This is a genomic window from Cellulosimicrobium sp. E-16, from assembly GCF_049913115.1.
Taxonomy (GTDB): Bacteria; Actinomycetota; Actinomycetes; order Actinomycetales; family Cellulomonadaceae; genus Cellulosimicrobium.
The window spans coordinates 349,505-366,694 of record NZ_CP183974.1 but is presented as its reverse complement, the minus strand read 5'-3'; the positions used below and the strand labels follow the sequence as shown (position 1 = coordinate 366,694).

The 17,190-nt window shown below is 73.2% G+C and carries 11 protein-coding genes; 1 reads left to right on the top strand and 10 read right to left on the bottom strand.

Going from position 1 to position 17,190, the window contains the following annotated elements:
* Nucleotides 1-4: 4 nt before the first annotated feature.
* Genes ACN9MS_RS01665 through ACN9MS_RS01650 form a run of 4 tightly spaced genes read right to left on the bottom strand, consistent with a single transcriptional unit; the run spans nt 5 to nt 5,695 of the window.
* Complete coding sequence (locus tag ACN9MS_RS01665; protein WP_426310432.1) at nt 5-1,660, bottom strand: carboxyl transferase domain-containing protein; 1,656 nt, start codon at nt 1,658-1,660, stop codon at nt 5-7.
* Complete coding sequence (locus tag ACN9MS_RS01660; RefSeq protein ID WP_426310431.1) at nt 1,657-3,405, bottom strand: dihydrolipoamide acetyltransferase family protein; 1,749 nt, start codon at nt 3,403-3,405, stop codon at nt 1,657-1,659. The genes ACN9MS_RS01665 and ACN9MS_RS01660 overlap by 4 nt, the downstream gene beginning before the upstream one ends.
* Nucleotides 3,402-4,478 (bottom strand): alpha-ketoacid dehydrogenase subunit beta, encoded by a 1,077-nt coding sequence (locus tag ACN9MS_RS01655; protein WP_426310430.1) that lies wholly within the window; start codon nt 4,476-4,478, stop codon nt 3,402-3,404. The genes ACN9MS_RS01660 and ACN9MS_RS01655 overlap by 4 nt, the downstream gene beginning before the upstream one ends.
* Nucleotides 4,475-5,695 carry a thiamine pyrophosphate-dependent dehydrogenase E1 component subunit alpha gene (locus tag ACN9MS_RS01650; RefSeq protein WP_426311793.1) on the bottom strand — a complete coding sequence of 407 codons (1,221 nt, stop codon included), beginning with the start codon at nt 5,693-5,695 and terminating at the stop codon, nt 4,475-4,477. The genes ACN9MS_RS01655 and ACN9MS_RS01650 overlap by 4 nt, the downstream gene beginning before the upstream one ends.
* A 358-nt stretch (nt 5,696-6,053) precedes the next feature.
* Here ACN9MS_RS01650 and ACN9MS_RS01645 point away from each other — a divergent pair, with 358 nt between their 5' ends.
* Entirely contained in the window at nt 6,054-6,530 is a 477-nt protein-coding gene (locus ACN9MS_RS01645) for an Lrp/AsnC family transcriptional regulator (protein WP_047231804.1), read from the top strand.
* 45 nt (nt 6,531-6,575) lie between these two features.
* On the opposite strand, the gene ACN9MS_RS01640 is transcribed toward ACN9MS_RS01645, so the two are convergent.
* The 6 genes from ACN9MS_RS01640 to ACN9MS_RS01615 form a co-directional block, all read right to left on the bottom strand.
* Entirely contained in the window at nt 6,576-7,619 is a 1,044-nt protein-coding gene (locus ACN9MS_RS01640) for a glycosyltransferase family 2 protein (protein ID WP_426310429.1), read from the bottom strand.
* Nucleotides 7,616-8,254 carry a hypothetical protein gene (locus ACN9MS_RS01635; RefSeq protein WP_426310428.1) on the bottom strand — a complete coding sequence of 213 codons (639 nt, stop codon included), beginning with the start codon at nt 8,252-8,254 and terminating at the stop codon, nt 7,616-7,618. The genes ACN9MS_RS01640 and ACN9MS_RS01635 overlap by 4 nt, the downstream gene beginning before the upstream one ends.
* A 20-nt stretch (nt 8,255-8,274) precedes the next feature.
* Nucleotides 8,275-10,791 carry a glycoside hydrolase family 3 C-terminal domain-containing protein gene (locus ACN9MS_RS01630; RefSeq protein ID WP_426310427.1) on the bottom strand — a complete coding sequence of 839 codons (2,517 nt, stop codon included), beginning with the start codon at nt 10,789-10,791 and terminating at the stop codon, nt 8,275-8,277.
* A 264-nt stretch (nt 10,792-11,055) separates the two neighbouring features.
* Nucleotides 11,056-14,049: a glycoside hydrolase family 3 C-terminal domain-containing protein gene (locus ACN9MS_RS01625; protein WP_426310426.1), complete on the bottom strand. Its 2,994-nt coding sequence runs from the start codon at nt 14,047-14,049 to the stop codon at nt 11,056-11,058.
* A gap of 191 nt (nt 14,050-14,240) precedes the next feature.
* Nucleotides 14,241-14,657 (bottom strand): hypothetical protein, encoded by a 417-nt coding sequence (locus tag ACN9MS_RS01620; RefSeq protein ID WP_047231800.1) that lies wholly within the window; start codon nt 14,655-14,657, stop codon nt 14,241-14,243.
* A 128-nt stretch (nt 14,658-14,785) separates the two neighbouring features.
* The gene (locus ACN9MS_RS01615) at nt 14,786-17,185 is read right to left on the bottom strand and encodes a glycoside hydrolase family 3 N-terminal domain-containing protein (protein WP_426310425.1); all 2,400 of its coding nucleotides are present in this window, start codon (nt 17,183-17,185) and stop codon (nt 14,786-14,788) included.
* Between the last annotated feature and the right edge of the window lie 5 nt (nt 17,186-17,190).

Sequence of the window (17,190 nt, the reverse complement as noted above, 5' to 3'; positions counted from 1 at the left end):
CGGCTCACATCCGGAAGAGGCCGAACCGGTCACCGGTCCAGGTCTCGGCGAGGGGCGTGCGCGCGCACACGCCGAGGGCGAGGCCGAGCACGCGGCGCGTGTCGGCGGGGTCGATCACGCCGTCGTCCCACAGGCGCGCGGTCGCGTAGTAGGGGCTGCCGTGCTCGTCGTAGTCGGCGCGGATGCCGACGGAGAACGCGGCCTCCTCGTCGGGGTCCCACGACTCGCCGCGCGCGGCGAGCTGGTCGCGCTTGACGGTCGAGAGGACGGACGCGGCCTGCGGACCGCCCATGACGGAGATGCGGCTCGCGGGCCACGACCACAGGAACCGGGGCGAGTACGCACGCCCGCACATCGAGTAGTTGCCCGCGCCGAACGACCCGCCGACGATCACGGTGAGCTTGGGGACGCGCGTCGTCGCCACAGCCGTGACCATCTTGGCGCCGTCCTTCGCGATCCCGCCGGCCTCGGCGTCGGTGCCGACCATGAACCCGGAGATGTTCTGGAGGAAGAGCAGCGGGACGCCGCGCTGGTCGCACAGCTCGATGAAGTGCGCCCCCTTGAGCGCTGACGCCCCGAAGAGCACGCCCTGGTTCGCGAGGATGCCCACCGGGTGCCCGTGGATGCGCGCGAACCCGGTGACGAGCGTGTCGCCGTACTCGCGCTTGAACTCGTCGAACCGGCTGCCGTCGACGAGCCGGGCGATGATCTCGCGCGGGTCGTACGGCGCTTGTACATCGGTAGGAACAGCACTGTACAAACTTTCGCTCACCGCTCCCTGCCCGGGCGATCGGGCGTCGTCGTGCCCGACGACGGGCGGCTCGCTCGGCACGACGTCCCACGCGGGCACGGGGTCGAGCGGGAGCGTCGCGACGATGCGGCGCACGGTGTCGAGCGCGTCCTCGTCGTCGTCCGCGAGGTGGTCGACGACGCCGCTGCGGCGCGCGTGCAGCTCGCCGCCACCGAGCTCCTCCGCCGTGACGACCTCGCCGATCGCGGCCTTCACGAGCGGCGGCCCGCCGAGGAAGATCGTGCCCTGCCCGCGCACGATGACGGTCTCGTCGCTCATCGCGGGCACGTACGCGCCGCCCGCCGTGCACGACCCGAGGACCGCGGAGATCTGCGGGATGCCCGCGGCCGAGAGCCGCGCCTGGTGGTAGAAGATCCTGCCGAAGTGGTCGCGGTCCGGGAACACCTCCGCCTGCCGGGGCAGGAACGCACCCCCCGAGTCCACGAGGTAGACGCACGGCAGCCGGTTCTCGAGCGCGATCTCCTGCGCCCGCAGGTGCTTCTTCACCGTGAGCGGGTGGTACGTCCCGCCCTTCACGGTCGCGTCGTTGCACACGACCATGACCTGCCGCCCGCTCACCACCCCGATCCCGGCGACGACCCCCGCGGCCGGCCACGCGCCGTCGTCCACGCCGTACCCGGCGAGCGGCGCGATCTCCAGGAACGGGCTGCCCTCGTCGAGCAGCCGGTCGACGCGGCCGCGCGGCAGCAGCTTGCCGCGCGCGACGTGCCGGTCGCGCGACGACGCCGGACCCCCGCGCGCGACGCTCTCCGTGCGCTCGCGCAGCTCGTCGGCGAGCGCCCGCTGCGCGGCGTCGTTCGCCCGGGCCGTCTCCGACCCGGGGTCGACGGCGCTCGTCAGGACCGTCATCCGGTCGCCCCTCCCTGCCGAACCCGGGATCGCTCCCCAGTGGAGGCCGATCCTGGGGAGGCGTCCAGGGTTCGGCCGAGCACGATGCCGCCGGGTGCCGGGCCGCCCGCGAGGAGCGCGAGCGCCGGGTCCTCGAGCAGCGCGCCGAGGTCGGCGAGGAAGCGCGCGCCCTGCTCGCCGTCGACCACGCGGTGGTCGAACGACAGGCTCAGGGTGACGACGTCGCGCAGCGCGACCTCGCCGTCGTGCTCCCAGGGCCGACGCCGCACCGCACCCAGGCCGAGGATCGCCGCCTCGCCCGGCACGAGGATCGGCGTGCCCGCGTCGACGCCGAACACCCCGACGTTGGTGATGGAGACCGTCCCGCCGGTGAGGCGCTCGGGCGTCGTCCGGCCGTCGCGCGCCGTGACCGTGAGGTCGGTGAGCGCGGCCGCGAGGTCGGGCAGGTCGAGGTCCTGCGCGTCGGGCACGTGCGGCACGACCAGCCCCCGGTCCGTCGCGACCGCGATGCCCAGGTGCACGCGGCGGTGCCGCACGATCTCCGCGGAGCCGTCGGGAAGGTCGCGCCACGCGCTGTTGAGCGCCGGGTGGCGCGGCAGTGCGAGGCACAGCGCGCGCGCCGCGAGCGCCAGGACGGTGATCCGCGCGCCGCGCGCGAGGCGGTGGGTTCGTAGCCGTTCCAGGAGCTCGACGCTGCGCGTCACGTCGACCGCGAGGAACACCGTCGCGTGCGGCGCGGTGAACGCGCTCGCCACCATCGCCGCCGCGGTGTGCTTGCGCACCCCTCGCACCGGCACGACCTCGGGCTCGAGCCCGGCCCGCGCGGCGCCCGAGGCTGCCGAGACGGGAGACGTGGCCCCTCGGACGAGGCCTCGCGGGGCCACTTCTCGCGACTCGTCCGCGGCCGCCGTCGGGCCGGGTGGAGTCGCCGTCGGCGCGGGTACCGCCCCGTGCGCGTCGCGCGGGGCCCGCACAACGTCGCGGTGGCAGCTCACCGCCGCGAGGACGTCGTCGCGCGTGATGAGGCCGGCCGGGCCGGTGCCCTCCACGCGGTCGATGCGCACGCCGAGCTTCTTCGCGAGCGCCCGCACCGGCGGCGTCGACCGCGGCCGCTCGCCCACCCGACCGGGAGTCCCGCCGGACGCCCCGGGCGCCGTCGTGCCGCCGAACCCGGGGATGTCGCCGGGCTCGACGAGGCGAGTGACCGCAACCCCGGGTTCGACGACGGGCGCGGCGACGTGCGCTGCGGGGGTCGGCGGACCGTCGGCAGCGCGGGCCCGACGGCGTCGCGCCGGTCGGCCGGTGGTCTCCGGCCGCGCGCCGTACCCGACGAGGTTGGGCTCCGGTCCGTCGTCTGCCTCCGGCGGACCGGCGGGCGACTGCGCCCCCTCGGCAGTCACGTCCCCGGCCGGGGCGACGCCGAACCCGGGCTTGTCGTCGGTGGCGGCGCCGAGCCCGGCGACATCCCCGGGTTCGGCACCGTACGGGGTGGGGGTGCCGTCGTCGACCTCGAACGTCACCAGGGGCTCGCCGACGGTCACCGTCTCGCCCTCCTCGGCGTGCAGCGACGCGACGACGCCGGCGTACGGGGACGGGAGGTCGACGAGGGCCTTGGCCGTCTCGACCTCGGCGATGACCTGGTTGAGCTCCACGTGGTCGCCCGCGTGGACGTGCCAGCTCACGATGTCGGACTCGGTGAGGCCCTCCCCGAGGTCGGGGAGGCGGAACTCGCGCATCGTCATCATCGGGTCACCGCCTCGGCAGCGAGGACCGACCCGGTCTGGCTGCCGACCCCGCCGGGCGAACCGGCGTCGGGCACCGCACCCGGCACGAACGGCTCGACCCGCCCCAGCACGCGGTCGACGCCGTCGAGGATGCGGTCGAGGTCGGGCAGGTAGTGCCCCTCGAGCTTGGCGGGCGGGTACGGCATGCCGTGACCCGTGACGCGCACGGGCGCGGCCTCGAGGTACTCGAAGCAGCGGTCCGTCACGGTCGCGGCGATCTCGGCGCCGAGCCCGGCCTGCCGCGGCGCCTCGTGCGTCACGACGACGCGCCCCGTCTTGCGCACCGACGCCGCGACGGTGTCGTGGTCGACGGGCGAGAGCGAGCGCAGGTCGATCACCTCGACGGACACGCCGTCGTCGGACGCCGCGACGGCGGCGTCGAGCGCGGTCCCGACGAGCCCGCCCCACGTGACGAGCGTGACGTCGTGGCCCTCGCGCACGACGCGCGCCCGGTCCATGGGCAGCGGGTCCACCGGGTCGGGGTCGACCTCGCCCTTGAGGTGGTAACGACGCTTGGGCTCGAAGAAGATCACCGGGTCGTCGCACGCGACCGCCTGGCGCAGCACGGTGTACGCGTCCTGGGGGTTCGCGACCGACACGACGCGCAGGCCCGCGACGTGCGCGAACAGCGCCTCGGGCGACTCGGAGTGGTGCTCGGCCGCGCCGATGCCGCCGCCGACCGGGATGCGGATCGTGATCGGCAGCCGCACCTTCCCGCCGGTGCGCGCGTGCATCTTCGCGAGCTGGGACAGGATCTGGTCGAACGCGACGAACACGAAGCCGTCGAACTGGATCTCGCACACCGGCCGGTAGCCGCGGTACGCGAGCCCGACGGCCGTCCCGATGATCCCCGACTCCGCGAGCGGCGTGTCGAGCACGCGGCGCGGGCCGAACTCCGCCTGGAGCCCGTCCGTCACGCGGTAGACGCCGCCCAGCCGGCCGACGTCCTCGCCCATGACGACCACGCGGTCGTCGTCCGTCATCGCGCGGCGCAGCCCCGCGCCGAGCGCCTTCGCCACGGTGAGGGTGCTCATCGCGCCACCCCCGTCACGGTCGCCCCCGTGCCCGACGCCGCCCGGTCCCCCGCGGCGCCCGACCCACCCGCGCCGTCGTTCCCCTCCGCACCGTCGCCGAACGACTCGAGGTAGTGCGCGTACTCGGCACGCTCGCGCTCCAGCGCGTGGTGCGGCTCGGCGTACACGTGGTCGAAGAGCGACAGCGGCGGCGGGTCGGTGAGCGCGACGCACCCGGCCCGCAGCTCGGCCGCCGCGGCGTCGGCGACGCCCTGCACCCGGGCCGCCCCCGCGTCGTCGAGCACGCCGACGGAGCGCAGGTACGCCTCGAACCGCGCGAGCGGGTCGCGCCCGGTCCACTCCTCGACCTCGGCCGCGTCGCGGTACCGCTTGGGGTCGTCGGCCGTGGTGTGCGGGCCCATGCGGTAGGTGACGGCCTCGATCAGCGTCGGGCCGCCGTCGTGCCGTGCCCGGTCGAGCGCCGCGCGCGTCACGGCGAGCACGGCGAGCACGTCGTTGCCGTCCACGCGCACGCCGGGCAGGCCGAACCCGCGGGCGCGCTCGGCGAGCGGGACGCGCGACTGGAGCGCGACCGGCTCGGAGATCGCCCACTGGTTGTTCTGGCAGAAGAAGACGACCGGCGAGCGGTACGTGGACGCGAAGACGAACGCCTCGTTGACGTCGCCCTGGCTCATCGCGCCGTCTCCGAAGTACGCGACCCCCACGGGGAGCCCGGCGGACGCGTCGACCCGACCGGCGTCGACGTCGTTCTGCACGCCCATCGCCCAGCCCGTCGCGTGGAGCGTCTGCGCACCGATGATGACCTGCGGCGACGCCATCCCGATCGCGTACGGGTCCCACCCGGAGACCGCGACGCCCCGCCACACGCGCACGAGGTCGACGAGCTCGGCGCCGCGCACGCGCGCGACCGCGTGCTCGCGGTAGGAGGAGAAGACGAAGTCGTCGTCGCGCAGCGCGCGCGCCGAGCCGACCTGGGCCGCCTCCTGCCCGAGCAGCGGGGGCCACAGCGCGAGCTCGCCCTGCCGCTGGAGGGCCGTCGCCTCGGCGTCGATGCGCCGCGCCACGACCATGTCCTCGAAGAGCTGCAGGAGCGTCGTCCGGGCGGTCTCGCGCGCGTCGTCGTCGAGTGCCGCGGGGTCGAGGTCGGCGAGCCACCGGTCGAGCTCGGGGTCCGGGAGGCGCGTGCCGTCCTCGGTCAGCACGCGCAGGGTCGGCATCGACGCACCGTCCCCCGGGTCCTGCCGCGGCACGTCCGCGCGCACGTCGGCACGCCCGTCCTCGCGCACGTCCTTGCGCACGTCCTTGCGCACGTCGTGCGCCACGTTCTTCCGGTCTGCTCGTGCGTCGCGCGGGGTTGCCGCCCGGTGACCGTTCTGCGCCTTCGGCGGGGTCGCCGCCGTCGGCCCGGTCCGCACCGCAGGTTCGCTGGGCATCGTCGCCACCTCACCTCGGGGAGCCGGTCCTCACCGTCGAGGACCGAGGTAGGGCGAACGTAACCCCTGCCGCGCACATGGCTCCACCGACGTCCGACACGCTGTGCAGTGTGACCGCCGTCACTCGGCTAGGGTGAGCACCATGCACAGCGCCGACGCTGTCGACCTCGACCTCCTGCTCGCCCTCGCCGACGACCCGCGGGCGACGATCGTCGCGCTCGCCGACCGCCTCCGGCTCTCGCGCAACACCGTGGCGGCGCGGCTCGCCCGGCTCGAGGCCGAGGGCGCGTTCCTCGACCTCGACCGGCGCATCGACCCGCACGTGCTCGGGCACCCGCTCACGGCGTTCGTCGAGGTCCAGGTGCGGCAGAAGGAGCTCGCCCGGATCGTCGACGACGTGGCGCGCATCCCCGAGGTCGTGCAGGCGTTCGGGCGCAGCGGGACGGCCGACCTGCGCGTCACCGTCGCGTGCCGCGACACCGACCACCTGTTCCGCATCGACGCCGCGATCCTCGCGATCGACGGCGTCGAGCGCACGGAGACCTCGCTCTCGATGGGCGAGCTCATCCCCTACCGCCTGCGGCCCCTCATCGAGCAGCAGCGCCGCGCCGCCCGGTGAGGCGGGCGGCGGCACCGACGCCTGCCCCGGCGTCGGCCCGCACGGTCAGCTGAAGCCGATGGCGCGCTGCGCGACCCGGTAGGCCAGGACCGTCACGCGCCGGCCCGCCGGGCCGGGGAGGTTGGAGATCTGCCCGAGGCCCGACCAGCGCACCTGGTGGTAGAGCTCGGGGTCCTGGGCGCGCAGGCGCGACCAGAGCCGCTCCTTCTCCACGAGGCACGCGGGCGTCCCCGCGCGCACGAGCAGGATCGACGACACCGCGCAGATGATCTCCACGTAGTGCAGGAGGTAGCGGCGCAGGCGCCGGTCGGTCACCGGGGTCCGGGAGACGTGCTCGAGCATGAGCCAGTTGACGCGCAGCTGCTGGTCGAGGCGCTTGAGCATGACCGCCTCGTGCACCGACTGGTCCTCGCGGCCGATGAAGTACCGGTAGAGGTCGACGTCGAGGTAGTACAGCGTCCGGACGTGCGCGAGCGGGACGAGCGCGTACAGGTTGTCGACGTAGAACGTGTGCTCGGGCAGCCGCAGGCCCGCGTCGCGCAGCACCTGGGTCCGGTACATGAGGGCGTGCATCATCATGTACTGCCGCTTGGCGAAGCGCCGGGTCTGCGACCACGTGAGCACGCGCCCGCGCGGCAGCGCGCCGCGGTACCGGACCGTCGTCTTGACGCGCTTGCCGACCTTCTCGTAGACGAAGTTGCTCACCAGCAGGTCGACCGGTGCCGCGCCGGGGCTCCCGGGGTCGACGAACCGGCGCACGAACCCGCGCAGCGTCGTGAGCACCTGTGCGAGCGCGGCGCGGTCCACCCAGTCGTCCGCGTCCACGACCTTGAGGTACTCCCCGCGCGCGTGGTCGAGCCCGGTGTTGATCGCCGAGCCGTGCCCGCCGTTGGCCTTGCGGAGCACGTGCACCTCGCCCGGGTGCCGGTCGGCGTAGCCCTGCGCGAGCGCCGCGGTGCCGTCGGTCGAGCCGTCGTCGACGACGAGCACCTCCACCTCGGGCCCGAACCCGACGAGCGAGTCGAGGGCGCGCGCCAGGTACGGCTCCGCGTTGTAGGCCGGGACGACGACGGTCAGGAGCGGGGTCACGATGCACGCACCTCTCCGGCGTGCTCCGCCTCCGGGGCGGCGGGCGCCTCGGGCACCTGCTTGAAGATGACCTTGAAGATCGGGAAGAACACCCAGAACGAGATCGCCGCGTTGATGATCATCGTCGTGAAGTCCGCGAGGGTCTCGCCGGCGGCGCCCAGGCCCCACGTGTCGATGAACAGCTCGTAGATCGGGGTCTTGTACAGGCCCTGCGCGGCAGCCGCCGCGATCGAGATGACGACGTACGCGATGGTGTACCAGAGCGCGGCCTTCGCGACCGACGAGTTGGACTTGAACGTGATGTTGCGCTGAGCGAAGAAGTTGATCACCTGCGCCACCAGCAAGGTGATCTGCACGGCGAGGAAGTATGCCAGCCCTCCGCCGCCGCCCGGGAGCGGGCCGGCGGCGTAGTCGAACACGTAGTACGCCGACCCGTCCGGGTTCGTCCCGATCGGCCACACCTGGAACGCCACGTCCACCAGGGCGGTCATGCCGAAGACCCACTTGATGAGGGGCATGAGCGCGAGCTGGAGCACGGTGATGCCGTTGCTCAGCACGAAGAACACGACGAACTGGGCGGTCCCGGGGCGCTTCTCGGAGAACAGGCGCCAGGCGTCGCGGAGGCGGGTGAACATGGGTCTTCCCTTCGAGCAGGTCAGGCGTCGCCGCGGAGGGTGCGGGCGGTACGACGGTCGGCACGGCGGTTGCGGACGAACCCGCGCAGGACGGCGCCGGTGCCGCGGAAGAAATGGCCGTTGACGATGTGGACGATGCCGTCGACCATCGCGGCGTCGACCAGGCCGCCGGTCATCTTCCCGATGGCCCGGAACGGCATGTTGAGCAGGAACAGGATGTTGAGGTCCGGCGTCCCCTTGCGGTCCGCGGCGTCGCGCCGCCAGGACAGGATCCGGAACGCGAGGCGGGCCAGCGGCGAGCGCGCGTCCGCCAGGCGCGACAGCGGGTCGTTCACGCCGAGCGGACCCGACCACGCCGCCGCCGGGACGGGACGGCCCAGGAGCGCCGCGAACTGGGCGTCCGACACGTCGTGGACGCGGCCGGTGCGGTACGGCTCCGGCAGGTCGTCCTCGGTGCGGGGCGGCACGGTGCCGGCGAGCTCGATCGTCGCGCCGAGCGGCAGGTCGTCCACGTGGGAGCCGACCAGCACCGACCACGCGCCCTGCTCGACCTGCCACGCACCGGTCGCCACGTCCCAGTGCCGGAACGCCGCGTCGCCCAGCGGGACGGTCACCGTGCGCGACTCGCCCGGCTCGAGCTCGACGCGCACGAACCCGGCGAGCGTCCGGACCGGGCGGTGGACCCCCGGCGTCTCGCGGCTCGCGTAGACCTGCACGACGTCGGCCCCGGCGGCCGGCCCGGTGTTCGTCACGGTCACCGTGACCGTCGCCGAGCCCGTCGCCGAGTCCGTCGTGGGTCCCGCGTCGACCACGAGGCCGGAGTGCGCGAACGTCGTGTACGACAGACCGAACCCGAACGGGAACGCCACGGGGACGTCGGCGCTCGTGTAGTACCGGTAGCCGACGTACAGGCCCTCGCGGTAGACCGCGGTGCGCCCGGTCGCGGGGAACGACCCTGCGGTCGGGGTGTCCGCGAGCCGCACGGGCAGCGTCTCCGCGAGCCGGCCCGAGGGGTTGACGACGCCCGTGAGCACGTCGAGGATCCCGCCGGCACCGGCCTGCCCGGAGAGGTAGCCGTGCACGAGAGCCCGGGCCGAGCCGAGCCACGGGGTGGAGATCGCCCCGCCGCCGGCCAGCACCACGACCGTGGCGGGGTTCGCCGCGGCCACGGCCTGGAGCACCTCGACCTGCGCCCGGTGCAGCGCGAGCGTCGAGCGGTCGAGCCCCTCTGACTCCGCGATCTCGTCGAGACCGAGGAAGAGCAGCACGACGTCCGCGCCCTGCGCCGCCGCGACCGCCTCGTCACGCAGTGCCGCGTCGGGCGTGCCGTCGCGGTGGAAGCCCGGCGCGAACGTCGTCAGGTCGAGGCCCGAGCCGCCGATCACGTCGAGCACGCTGTCGAGGCGGGGCGGGTTCACCGCGGACGAGCCGGAGCCCTGGTAGCGCGGGGTGCGCGCGAAGTCGCCGACGACCGCCACGCGCGTCCCGGCGGCGAGCGGCAGGATCGCGTCGTCGTTCTTGAGCAGCACCGCGGAGCGGGCCGCGACCTCGCGGGCGAGCGCGTGGTGCGCGTCGACGTCGACCGCCGGGGCGGTGCCCGGCTCGCGGGCGTCGGCGACGAGGCGCAGGACCTCGTCCGCGCGCGCGTCGAGGTCCGCCTCGTCGAGGCGGCCCGACCGCACCGCGTCCACGAGCTGGCGCGCCGAGTCGAGCCCGGCCGCCGGCATCTCGAGCGTCCCGCCCGCCGCGGCGGCGGCGACGACGTCGTTCGACCCGCCCCAGTCGGAGACGACCGCGCCGTCGAAGCCCCACTCCCGGCGCAGCACCTGCGTGAGGAGGAACGGGTCCTCGTGGGCGTAGACGCCGTTGACGAGGTTGTAGGAGGACATGACCGTCCGGGGCCGGCCCTCCGCGACGACGATCCCGAACGCCGTGAGGTAGACCTCCCGGAGCGTCCGCTCGTCGACCACGGAGTCCGAGACCATGCGGCGCAGCTCCTGGGAGTTCACCGCGAAGTGCTTGGGGCACGCCGCGACGCCGCGGGACTGGATCCCGCGCACGTACCCGGCGGCCATCCGGCCCGCGAGCAGCGGGTCCTCGGAGAAGTACTCGAAGTTGCGCCCGCCGAGCGGCGAGCGCTTGATGTTGAGGCCCGGGCCGAGCAGCACGTCCACGTCCTGCGCGGCCGCCTCGGCGCCGAGCGCGGCGCCCACGCGCTCGGCCAGGTCGACGTCCCACGTGTTCGCCACCGCGGCGGCCGTCGGGAAGCACGTGGCCTCCTGCGAGGCCGCGATGCCGAGGTGGTCGGCGGCGCCGAGCTGCTTGCGGACGCCGTGCGGACCGTCGGCCAGCCAGAGCGAGCGGACGCCGAGGCGCGGGACGTCGTGCGTCTCCCACACGGACTTCCCCGTCAGGAGCGCGGCCTTCTCCAGGAGGGTCAGGCTCGCGGTCGGGACGACGCCGGTCGTCGGGGTCGTCGTGCCCGGTTCCGAGGCCGTCTCGCCGGCCGCGGCGGTGGTCTCGCCGTGGAGCTGCACGGTGCTCTCCTTGCGTGGTCGTGGGTCGTGCGGGGTGGGTGCCCGAGCGGTCTCCGGGCATGCCGGGTCCGGCCGTCGGCGGCGTGCCTGCGACGACGCGGCTCGGGTCGTGCGGGTCTGGACGTGCGGTTCCGGGGACCCGGTGCCGGACGGCGGTCCGGGGTCCCGGCGTCGGGCCGGCGGTGGTGGGCGCCACCGGCCCGACGGCGCCGGGTGCCGGGTCTCCCGGGCGGTCGCCCGCCCGGGAGGCCCGGTGGCCACCGGCTACCGGGCGGCGGGGACCGCCGGCTCGGAGGTGGGCGCGGGGGCCGCGTCGGTCGCTCCCCGGTGCCGGCGGACCCGCCGGACCACGAGGAAGGTGCCGACCAGGACCAGCAGCCCGAGGAGGACCGACACGCCGATCTGGACGTACACCCAGGTGGGCGGCGTGTAGGTGACGGTCGCTCCCGGGGCGAGCCCGTTCATGGCGTTCGAGTTGGCCACCGTGAACAGGATGTTGTGGGTCGCGTTCCGGATGTCCGTGACCGCCTTCGCGGACGTCGTGTCACCGAACGACTTCGACGGCTGGAAGGTGAGCGTCAGGTCCGTCCCCCCGTCGATGCCTTCGTTGGGGTTCATGTACGGGTACAGGTTGAAGTCCGTGATCGCGAAGCCCTCGAAGCCCCACTCCCCGCGCAGGACGTCCGTCATGAGCGGCTTCGAGCCGCCCGTCCACGTCGCGCCGATCCGGTTGAACGAGCTCATGATGCCGAGCGCCCCGACCGTCGTCTCCTCGATCGTGCCCTCGTCGTCCGCGATGTACCGGACGTCCAGGGAGACGTCCTTGATCGCGAGCTCGAACGGCTTGAGGTAGATCTCACGGATCGTCTGCTCCGTCGCCCAGGTCGCGGGGCCGTTGTCGACGCGGTTCGTCTCCTGCTCGTTGAGCGCGAAGTGCTTGAGCATCGTGTAGACGCCCTTGCTCGCGGCGCCGTTCGACACGGCGGCGGCCATCCGGCCCGAGAGGAGCGGGTCCTCCGAGTAGTACTCGAAGTTGCGGCCGCCGAACGGCGAGCGGTGCAGGTTCACCGCCGGCGCGTACCAGCCGTTGAGGCCCTTCTGGAGCGCCTCCTCGCCGATCATCGTGCCCATCGCGGTGCCGAGGTCGACGTCCCACGTCTGCGCGATGAGGACCTCGGACGGGTAGGCGACACCGTTGATCGACGAGTTGATGAAGGACGAGAAGCCCGCCGGGCCGTCCGGCTCGACCGTCTGCGGCTTGGCGATCGAGGCGATCGCGGCCGTCTGGTAGGCGCCGTTGAGGAGCATGTCCGTCATGTCGCCGACCGTCAGGGAGTCGAGCAGCTCGTCCCACTGCGGGTCGTCCTTGGGCAGGCCGCGCAGGTCGACGAGCGTCAGGTCGGAGCGCTCGCCCGTCGTCGGCATCTCGCCGTCGAACGCGGCGGCCTCGGCGTCGTGGTCCCAGGCGGCGAAGCCCTCCTGGGTGGCCCCGTCGGCGACGGACTGCTCGGCCGTCGGGGCCTGCGGAAACGTGCCCGCGAAGTCGGCGCGGGACATCGGGACGACGGTGCCGGCGCCGCCGTCGGCGCTGAAGCGCGCCGAGACGTCGTCGAACCGGTTGGTCACCTCGGCGAGGTCCGTCGCGCGGTGGTTCTCGCCCGCGTACACGACGTCGGACGCGACCGGGTAGGTGATCGGCTCCGTGCCCGCCGCGACGGTGTGGGAGTCGGTGCGCAGGCTGATCGTGTAGTCGCCCGCCTCGAGGACGTACGCCTTCTCGCCCAGGTGGTCGTAGGACGCCATGTCCTCGACCGCGAGCTCCAGCGTCACGGTCTCGCTCGCGCCGGGCTCGATCACACCGGTCTTGGCGAAGTCGCCCAGGACGACCTCGGACTTCTCGATGCCGCCGGGCGTGTAGGGAGCGGTGTAGTAGAGCTCGACGACGTCGCGGCCCGCGACGGCGCCGGTGTTGGTGACCTCGACCGTGACCGCGACGGTCCCGTCGACGTCGCCCGCCTCCGTGCCCGTGATCGCCCAGGCGAAGTCGGTGTAGCTCAGGCCGTACCCGAACGGGTACACGACGGCGTCGTCGTAGTCGACGAAGCCTTCGGCCGCGGCGGTCTCGTAGTACCGGTACCCGACGTAGATGCCCTCGGTGTAGTCGACGAACGGGGCGTTGCTGGTGACGGTCGCGTTGGACGTCGCCTTCTCGACCGCCGAGACCGGGTAGGAGGCCTCGATGTTCGAGTAGAAGAAGCTGCCGAAGTTCGCGAACGTCGGGTCGGCGGTGAAGTCCGCGGCCCAGACGTCGGTCGTGCGGCCGGACGGGTTGACCTCGCCCGTGAGGATCGTGCCCAGGGCGTTGAAGCCCGTCGCGCCGGGCGAGCCGGCGAGCAGGATCGCGTCGACGTCGGGGTCGGCCTGGAGCTCGCCGAGCTCGAGGGTCGTGGACGCGTTGACGACCACGACGACCGTGTCGAAGCTCGCCTTCGCGAGCGCGATCAGGTCCTTCTCGTCCTTGTTGAGCTCGAGCTGGTGCTGCCCGGGCTCGGCGTCGTCGTCCCAGCCCGTCATGTCGCGCGTGAGGTCGCCGCCCTCGCCGCCGGGGCGGCCGATCGTGACGATCGCGGCGTCGCCGAACTCGGCGAACGTCCCGGACTGCGACTCGTAGTCGCCGACGGGCAGCTCGCCGATCGTGTAGCTCGACGCGTCGGGGTTGTCCATCTCGATGTGGCCCCGCGGGTTCTCGGCCGCGAACGCCTCGATCGTGGCGTAGACGTCACCGTTGACCGTGAGGCCCGCGTTCTCGAGGCCGCCGCGGACGGTCACCGCGGAGTTCGTGTCGACCGAGCCGGAGCCCGAGCCGCCGAACACCGGGTCGGCGGACGCGCGACCGAGCATGGTCACGCGGGCGTCCGCGGCGAGGGGCAGCGCGCCGGCCTCGTTCTTCGCGAGGACGATGCCTCCGGCCGCGATCTCCTCGACGAGCGCCTTGGCGGCCTCGTCGACCGACTCCTGGCTGTCGTGCTCCGCCGTGTAGTACGCGGTGTCCCAGCCCGAGGACTCCTCGGAGTTGGTGAACGTGTAGGTGCCGGACCCGAGCTGGGACGCGACCCACCCGCCCGCCACGTTGAGCGCGACGTTCGCGACGACGACGAGCACGGTCACCGTCGCGAGCACCGGTACCCAGATCCACAGGAACTTCTTGTTCGACATCGGCGTCCTGCCACCGTCGGCGTTCTTCGCCCTGGCGTTCACTGCATTCCTCCTCGAGTGCGGGCCCGTTCCTCAGGCTAGGAGCGGGGTACGGCGCCGCCCGCCGCGGCTGCACGATCGGTCGTTTCTGCGGCACGGACAGTCGTCGCCGTGCCCGACCGGTGCGCGGGATGGTGCCTCGTCCGTCCGGCGGTCCGGCCGGTCGGCGCGCCGGACGGGCGAGGCACGGGTGGCTACTCCCCGGCCGGGGTGATGGTGCCGTCCTGGTCGATCTGCCACGTCTCGCCGGTCGCGGCGGAGTCGGCCTCGATCGTGTACTCGCCGTCCTTGATGTCGACCGTGCCCTGGACGCGCGAGGCGGCGTCCGAGGGGACGAAGGGCACCACGAGGAGGCCGTACTTCACGGTCGGCTCCTTGACGTCGCTGGCGAGCATGATCTGCGCCCAGCTGTCGTCCTCCGCCAGCGCGTCGGCGACCGCCGTGCGCGCGTTCTCGAGGTCGGTCGCCACGTCGACGTCGGTCGACTGGCTCTCGGACGACGACGACCCGGCCGCGGAGTCGTCCCCGCTCCCGCACGCCGTCAGCCCGAAGGCCCCCGTGACGGCGACGAGCAGCCCGATCCCCGTGGTCAACGCCTTGTTCCGCTTCACTGTCCTGCTCCTTGGTTCGTTCGCGCCGCGGGCCCACCCCGCGGCCTGGTCGGGGCGCGCGGCGCCGGGCGGGCGCCGTCTGCCCCGGGCGGGCGGCCGCTCGTGCGACCGCCCGCCCGTGCGGTCCGTCAGTCCGTGATCGGTCCGCCGTAGCTCAGGCCGAAGCCGTAGTCGTAGGCGTTGCCCGCGGCGTCGGTGTAGGGCGTCATGTCCTTCGCGACGTCCTCCTGCTGCGCCTCGACCGTGTCCATGTCCTTCGGGAACTGGACGGGCAGGCGGCCCTGGGGCTCGTGGAGGCCGAGCACGACCTCGAGGAGCGCCTGGTCGCTCGTGCCGAAGCCGACGACGATCGCGTCGGACGCGGCCTCGAACTCGGCCGGCACGATCGGGTTGGTCGCCTTGAGGACGGTGACGACCGGGATGTCCTTGCCGGACGCCTCGACGGCCGCCACGGCACGCTCGAACGCGTCGAGGTCCGACTCGTTCGCGATCTTCGACGTGTTGCCGAAGTACGAGCGGTTCTGCCGCGTGCCGTCCGCGAGCAGGTCACCCGAGATCGACGTCTGGCGCACGTTCGCGCCGTCCGCGGTGTACGGGCGGTACTGCAGCGACAGCGGGTACCAGGTGTCGTTCTCGACGTCGTGCCCGATGTTCGAGAAGGTGCCGCCGTTGTCCGGGCTGTCCATGCCCACGAGCACGAGGTCCACGTCGGACAGGTCGGGAGCGGTGTAGCTCGTGACCTTGTCGTCCGCGTCCATGACGGCCTCGTCCGTGACGACCGTGCCGAAGTACTGCTCCGCCACCTCGAGGTCGATCCCGGCGCCCTCGGTGTACTCCCCCGGCCCGAACGAGCTCGCGAAGCCGGTGTTGAAGTTGCGTGGGATGTAGACGGTCTTGTCCTTCCACGCCTCGGCGTCCGCGGCGGTGACGGTCTCGCCGTCGTTCTTGAGCAGGACCACGGAGTCGAGCTGCGCCGCGTAGCCCGCGTCGACCTTGTCGTCGCTCGCGAGGATCTCCGTGGACTCGTCGAGGTCCAGGTACGCGTTCTCGTACAGGCCCGGGTTGAAGAACATCGTGAGGATGCGCGCGCCGGACTCGCGGAAGCGCGTGTCGGCGTCGACGTCGTTCGTGCCAGCCTCGAAGTCGGCCTGCCACAGCTCGTGGGCGGCGAGGACCGGCGCGACGTCGTTGTTGCCGCCGAACATGTCGTGGCCGGTCTTGAGGATCTCGTAGTGGCGCTGCTCCTTGGTGAGGTCCTCGGCGCCCCAGCCGGTCGCGATGACCGCGCCCTCGTCGTTCACCCCGGTCGTCACGCCCCAGTCGGTCACGACGACGCCCTGGTAGCCGTTCTCCTCGCGCAGCAGGTTCATGCGCGTGTCGTCGTACGCCGTGCCGACGCGCTCGCCGAACAGCGGCTCGCCCGCGCCGTCGAGCGCGATCGAGTACGCGGACATGACGGCCGCGGAGTCGAGCGACCCGAGGAACGCCTCGGTGTGCGCGTCGAAGTTGCCGCCCGGGTACACGCCGTACTTGCCGGCGTCGGTGTGGGCCTCACGGCCACCCTCGCCGGGCCCGTCGCCCGCCCAGTGCTTGATCATCGCGTTGACCGACTCGGGGCCCCAGCCCTCCTGGCCGGTCGTGCTCTGGTAGCCGTCGACGTAGGCGGCGGCGAGCTCGGTGTTCTGGTCGACGTCCTCGCCGAACGTGCCGCCGACGCGCAGCCAGCGGGGCTCGGTCGCGAGGTCGATCTGCGGGCTGAGGGCCGTCGTGATGCCGAGCGCGCGGTACTCCGCGGAGGACATCTCGGCGAAGTTGTCCATGTGCTCGACGTCGAACGTCGCGGCGAGACCCAGGTTCGACGGCCACCGCGAGATGTCCGCGCCCTCGGCGTTGTAGCCGCCCGACCCCGCGGTCGAGCGCGGGTCGGAGGCGAAGTTCACCGGGACGTACGGCTCGTCCGCGCTCGCGAGCGACTCGGCGTACGCCTGCATCTCGTTCGCCCACGTGACGGTCGCCTCGACGTCGCTCGGGCCTGCGTGCAGGACGTTGCGCAGGTGGGAGTCCGTCAGGTACTCCTTCTGCGCGTCGGTCAGGCCGTCCGCCTGCGAGCGCTCGTGCGAGCTGAACAGCATGAGGCCGGCGATCTGCTCGATCGTCAGCTCCTCGGACAGCGCCGCGGCGCGGTCCTGCGCGGTCTCGCGCCAGTCCTCCCAGGTGTCGAGCGACCCGTTCGCGTTCATGTCCTTGAACGCGTACTCCTGGCCGTCGACCTCCTCGGTCAGCAGCTCGACGGCGCTGTCGGCGCCGTACGAGAGCGTGGGGCCGTCACCCGGGTTGTCGACGACCACGAAGGTCGTGGTCCCGTCGGTGACCTCCCGCGTGGTGAACGCGTCCGCCGCGCTCTCCTCGTCCGGGGTGCCGGCCGTGCACCCCGCCGTGGCCACGAGGGCCAGGCCCGCGAGCGCCGCCGCTCCCCGGACGCGCGCCGCCCTGCCGTCGAGCGTTCCCGCCGTTGTCGTTGTCTTCATCGACC

Excerpts from the sequence above, each read along its gene's own strand:
- ACN9MS_RS01635 (WP_426310428.1), bottom strand. The coding sequence starts at position 8,254 with ATGTTCACCCGCCTCCGCGACGCCTGGCGCCTGTTCTCCGAGAAGCGC.
- ACN9MS_RS01660 (WP_426310431.1), bottom strand. The coding sequence starts at position 3,405 with ATGATGACGATGCGCGAGTTCCGCCTCCCCGACCTCGGGGAGGGCCTC.
- ACN9MS_RS01615 (WP_426310425.1), bottom strand. The coding sequence starts at position 17,185 with ATGAAGACAACGACAACGGCGGGAACGCTCGACGGCAGGGCGGCGCGC.
- ACN9MS_RS01655 (WP_426310430.1), bottom strand. The coding sequence starts at position 4,478 with ATGAGCACCCTCACCGTGGCGAAGGCGCTCGGCGCGGGGCTGCGCCGC.
- ACN9MS_RS01665 (WP_426310432.1), bottom strand. The coding sequence starts at position 1,660 with ATGACGGTCCTGACGAGCGCCGTCGACCCCGGGTCGGAGACGGCCCGG.
- ACN9MS_RS01645 (WP_047231804.1), top strand. The coding sequence starts at position 6,054 with ATGCACAGCGCCGACGCTGTCGACCTCGACCTCCTGCTCGCCCTCGCC.
- ACN9MS_RS01650 (WP_426311793.1), bottom strand. The coding sequence starts at position 5,695 with ATGCCGACCCTGCGCGTGCTGACCGAGGACGGCACGCGCCTCCCGGAC.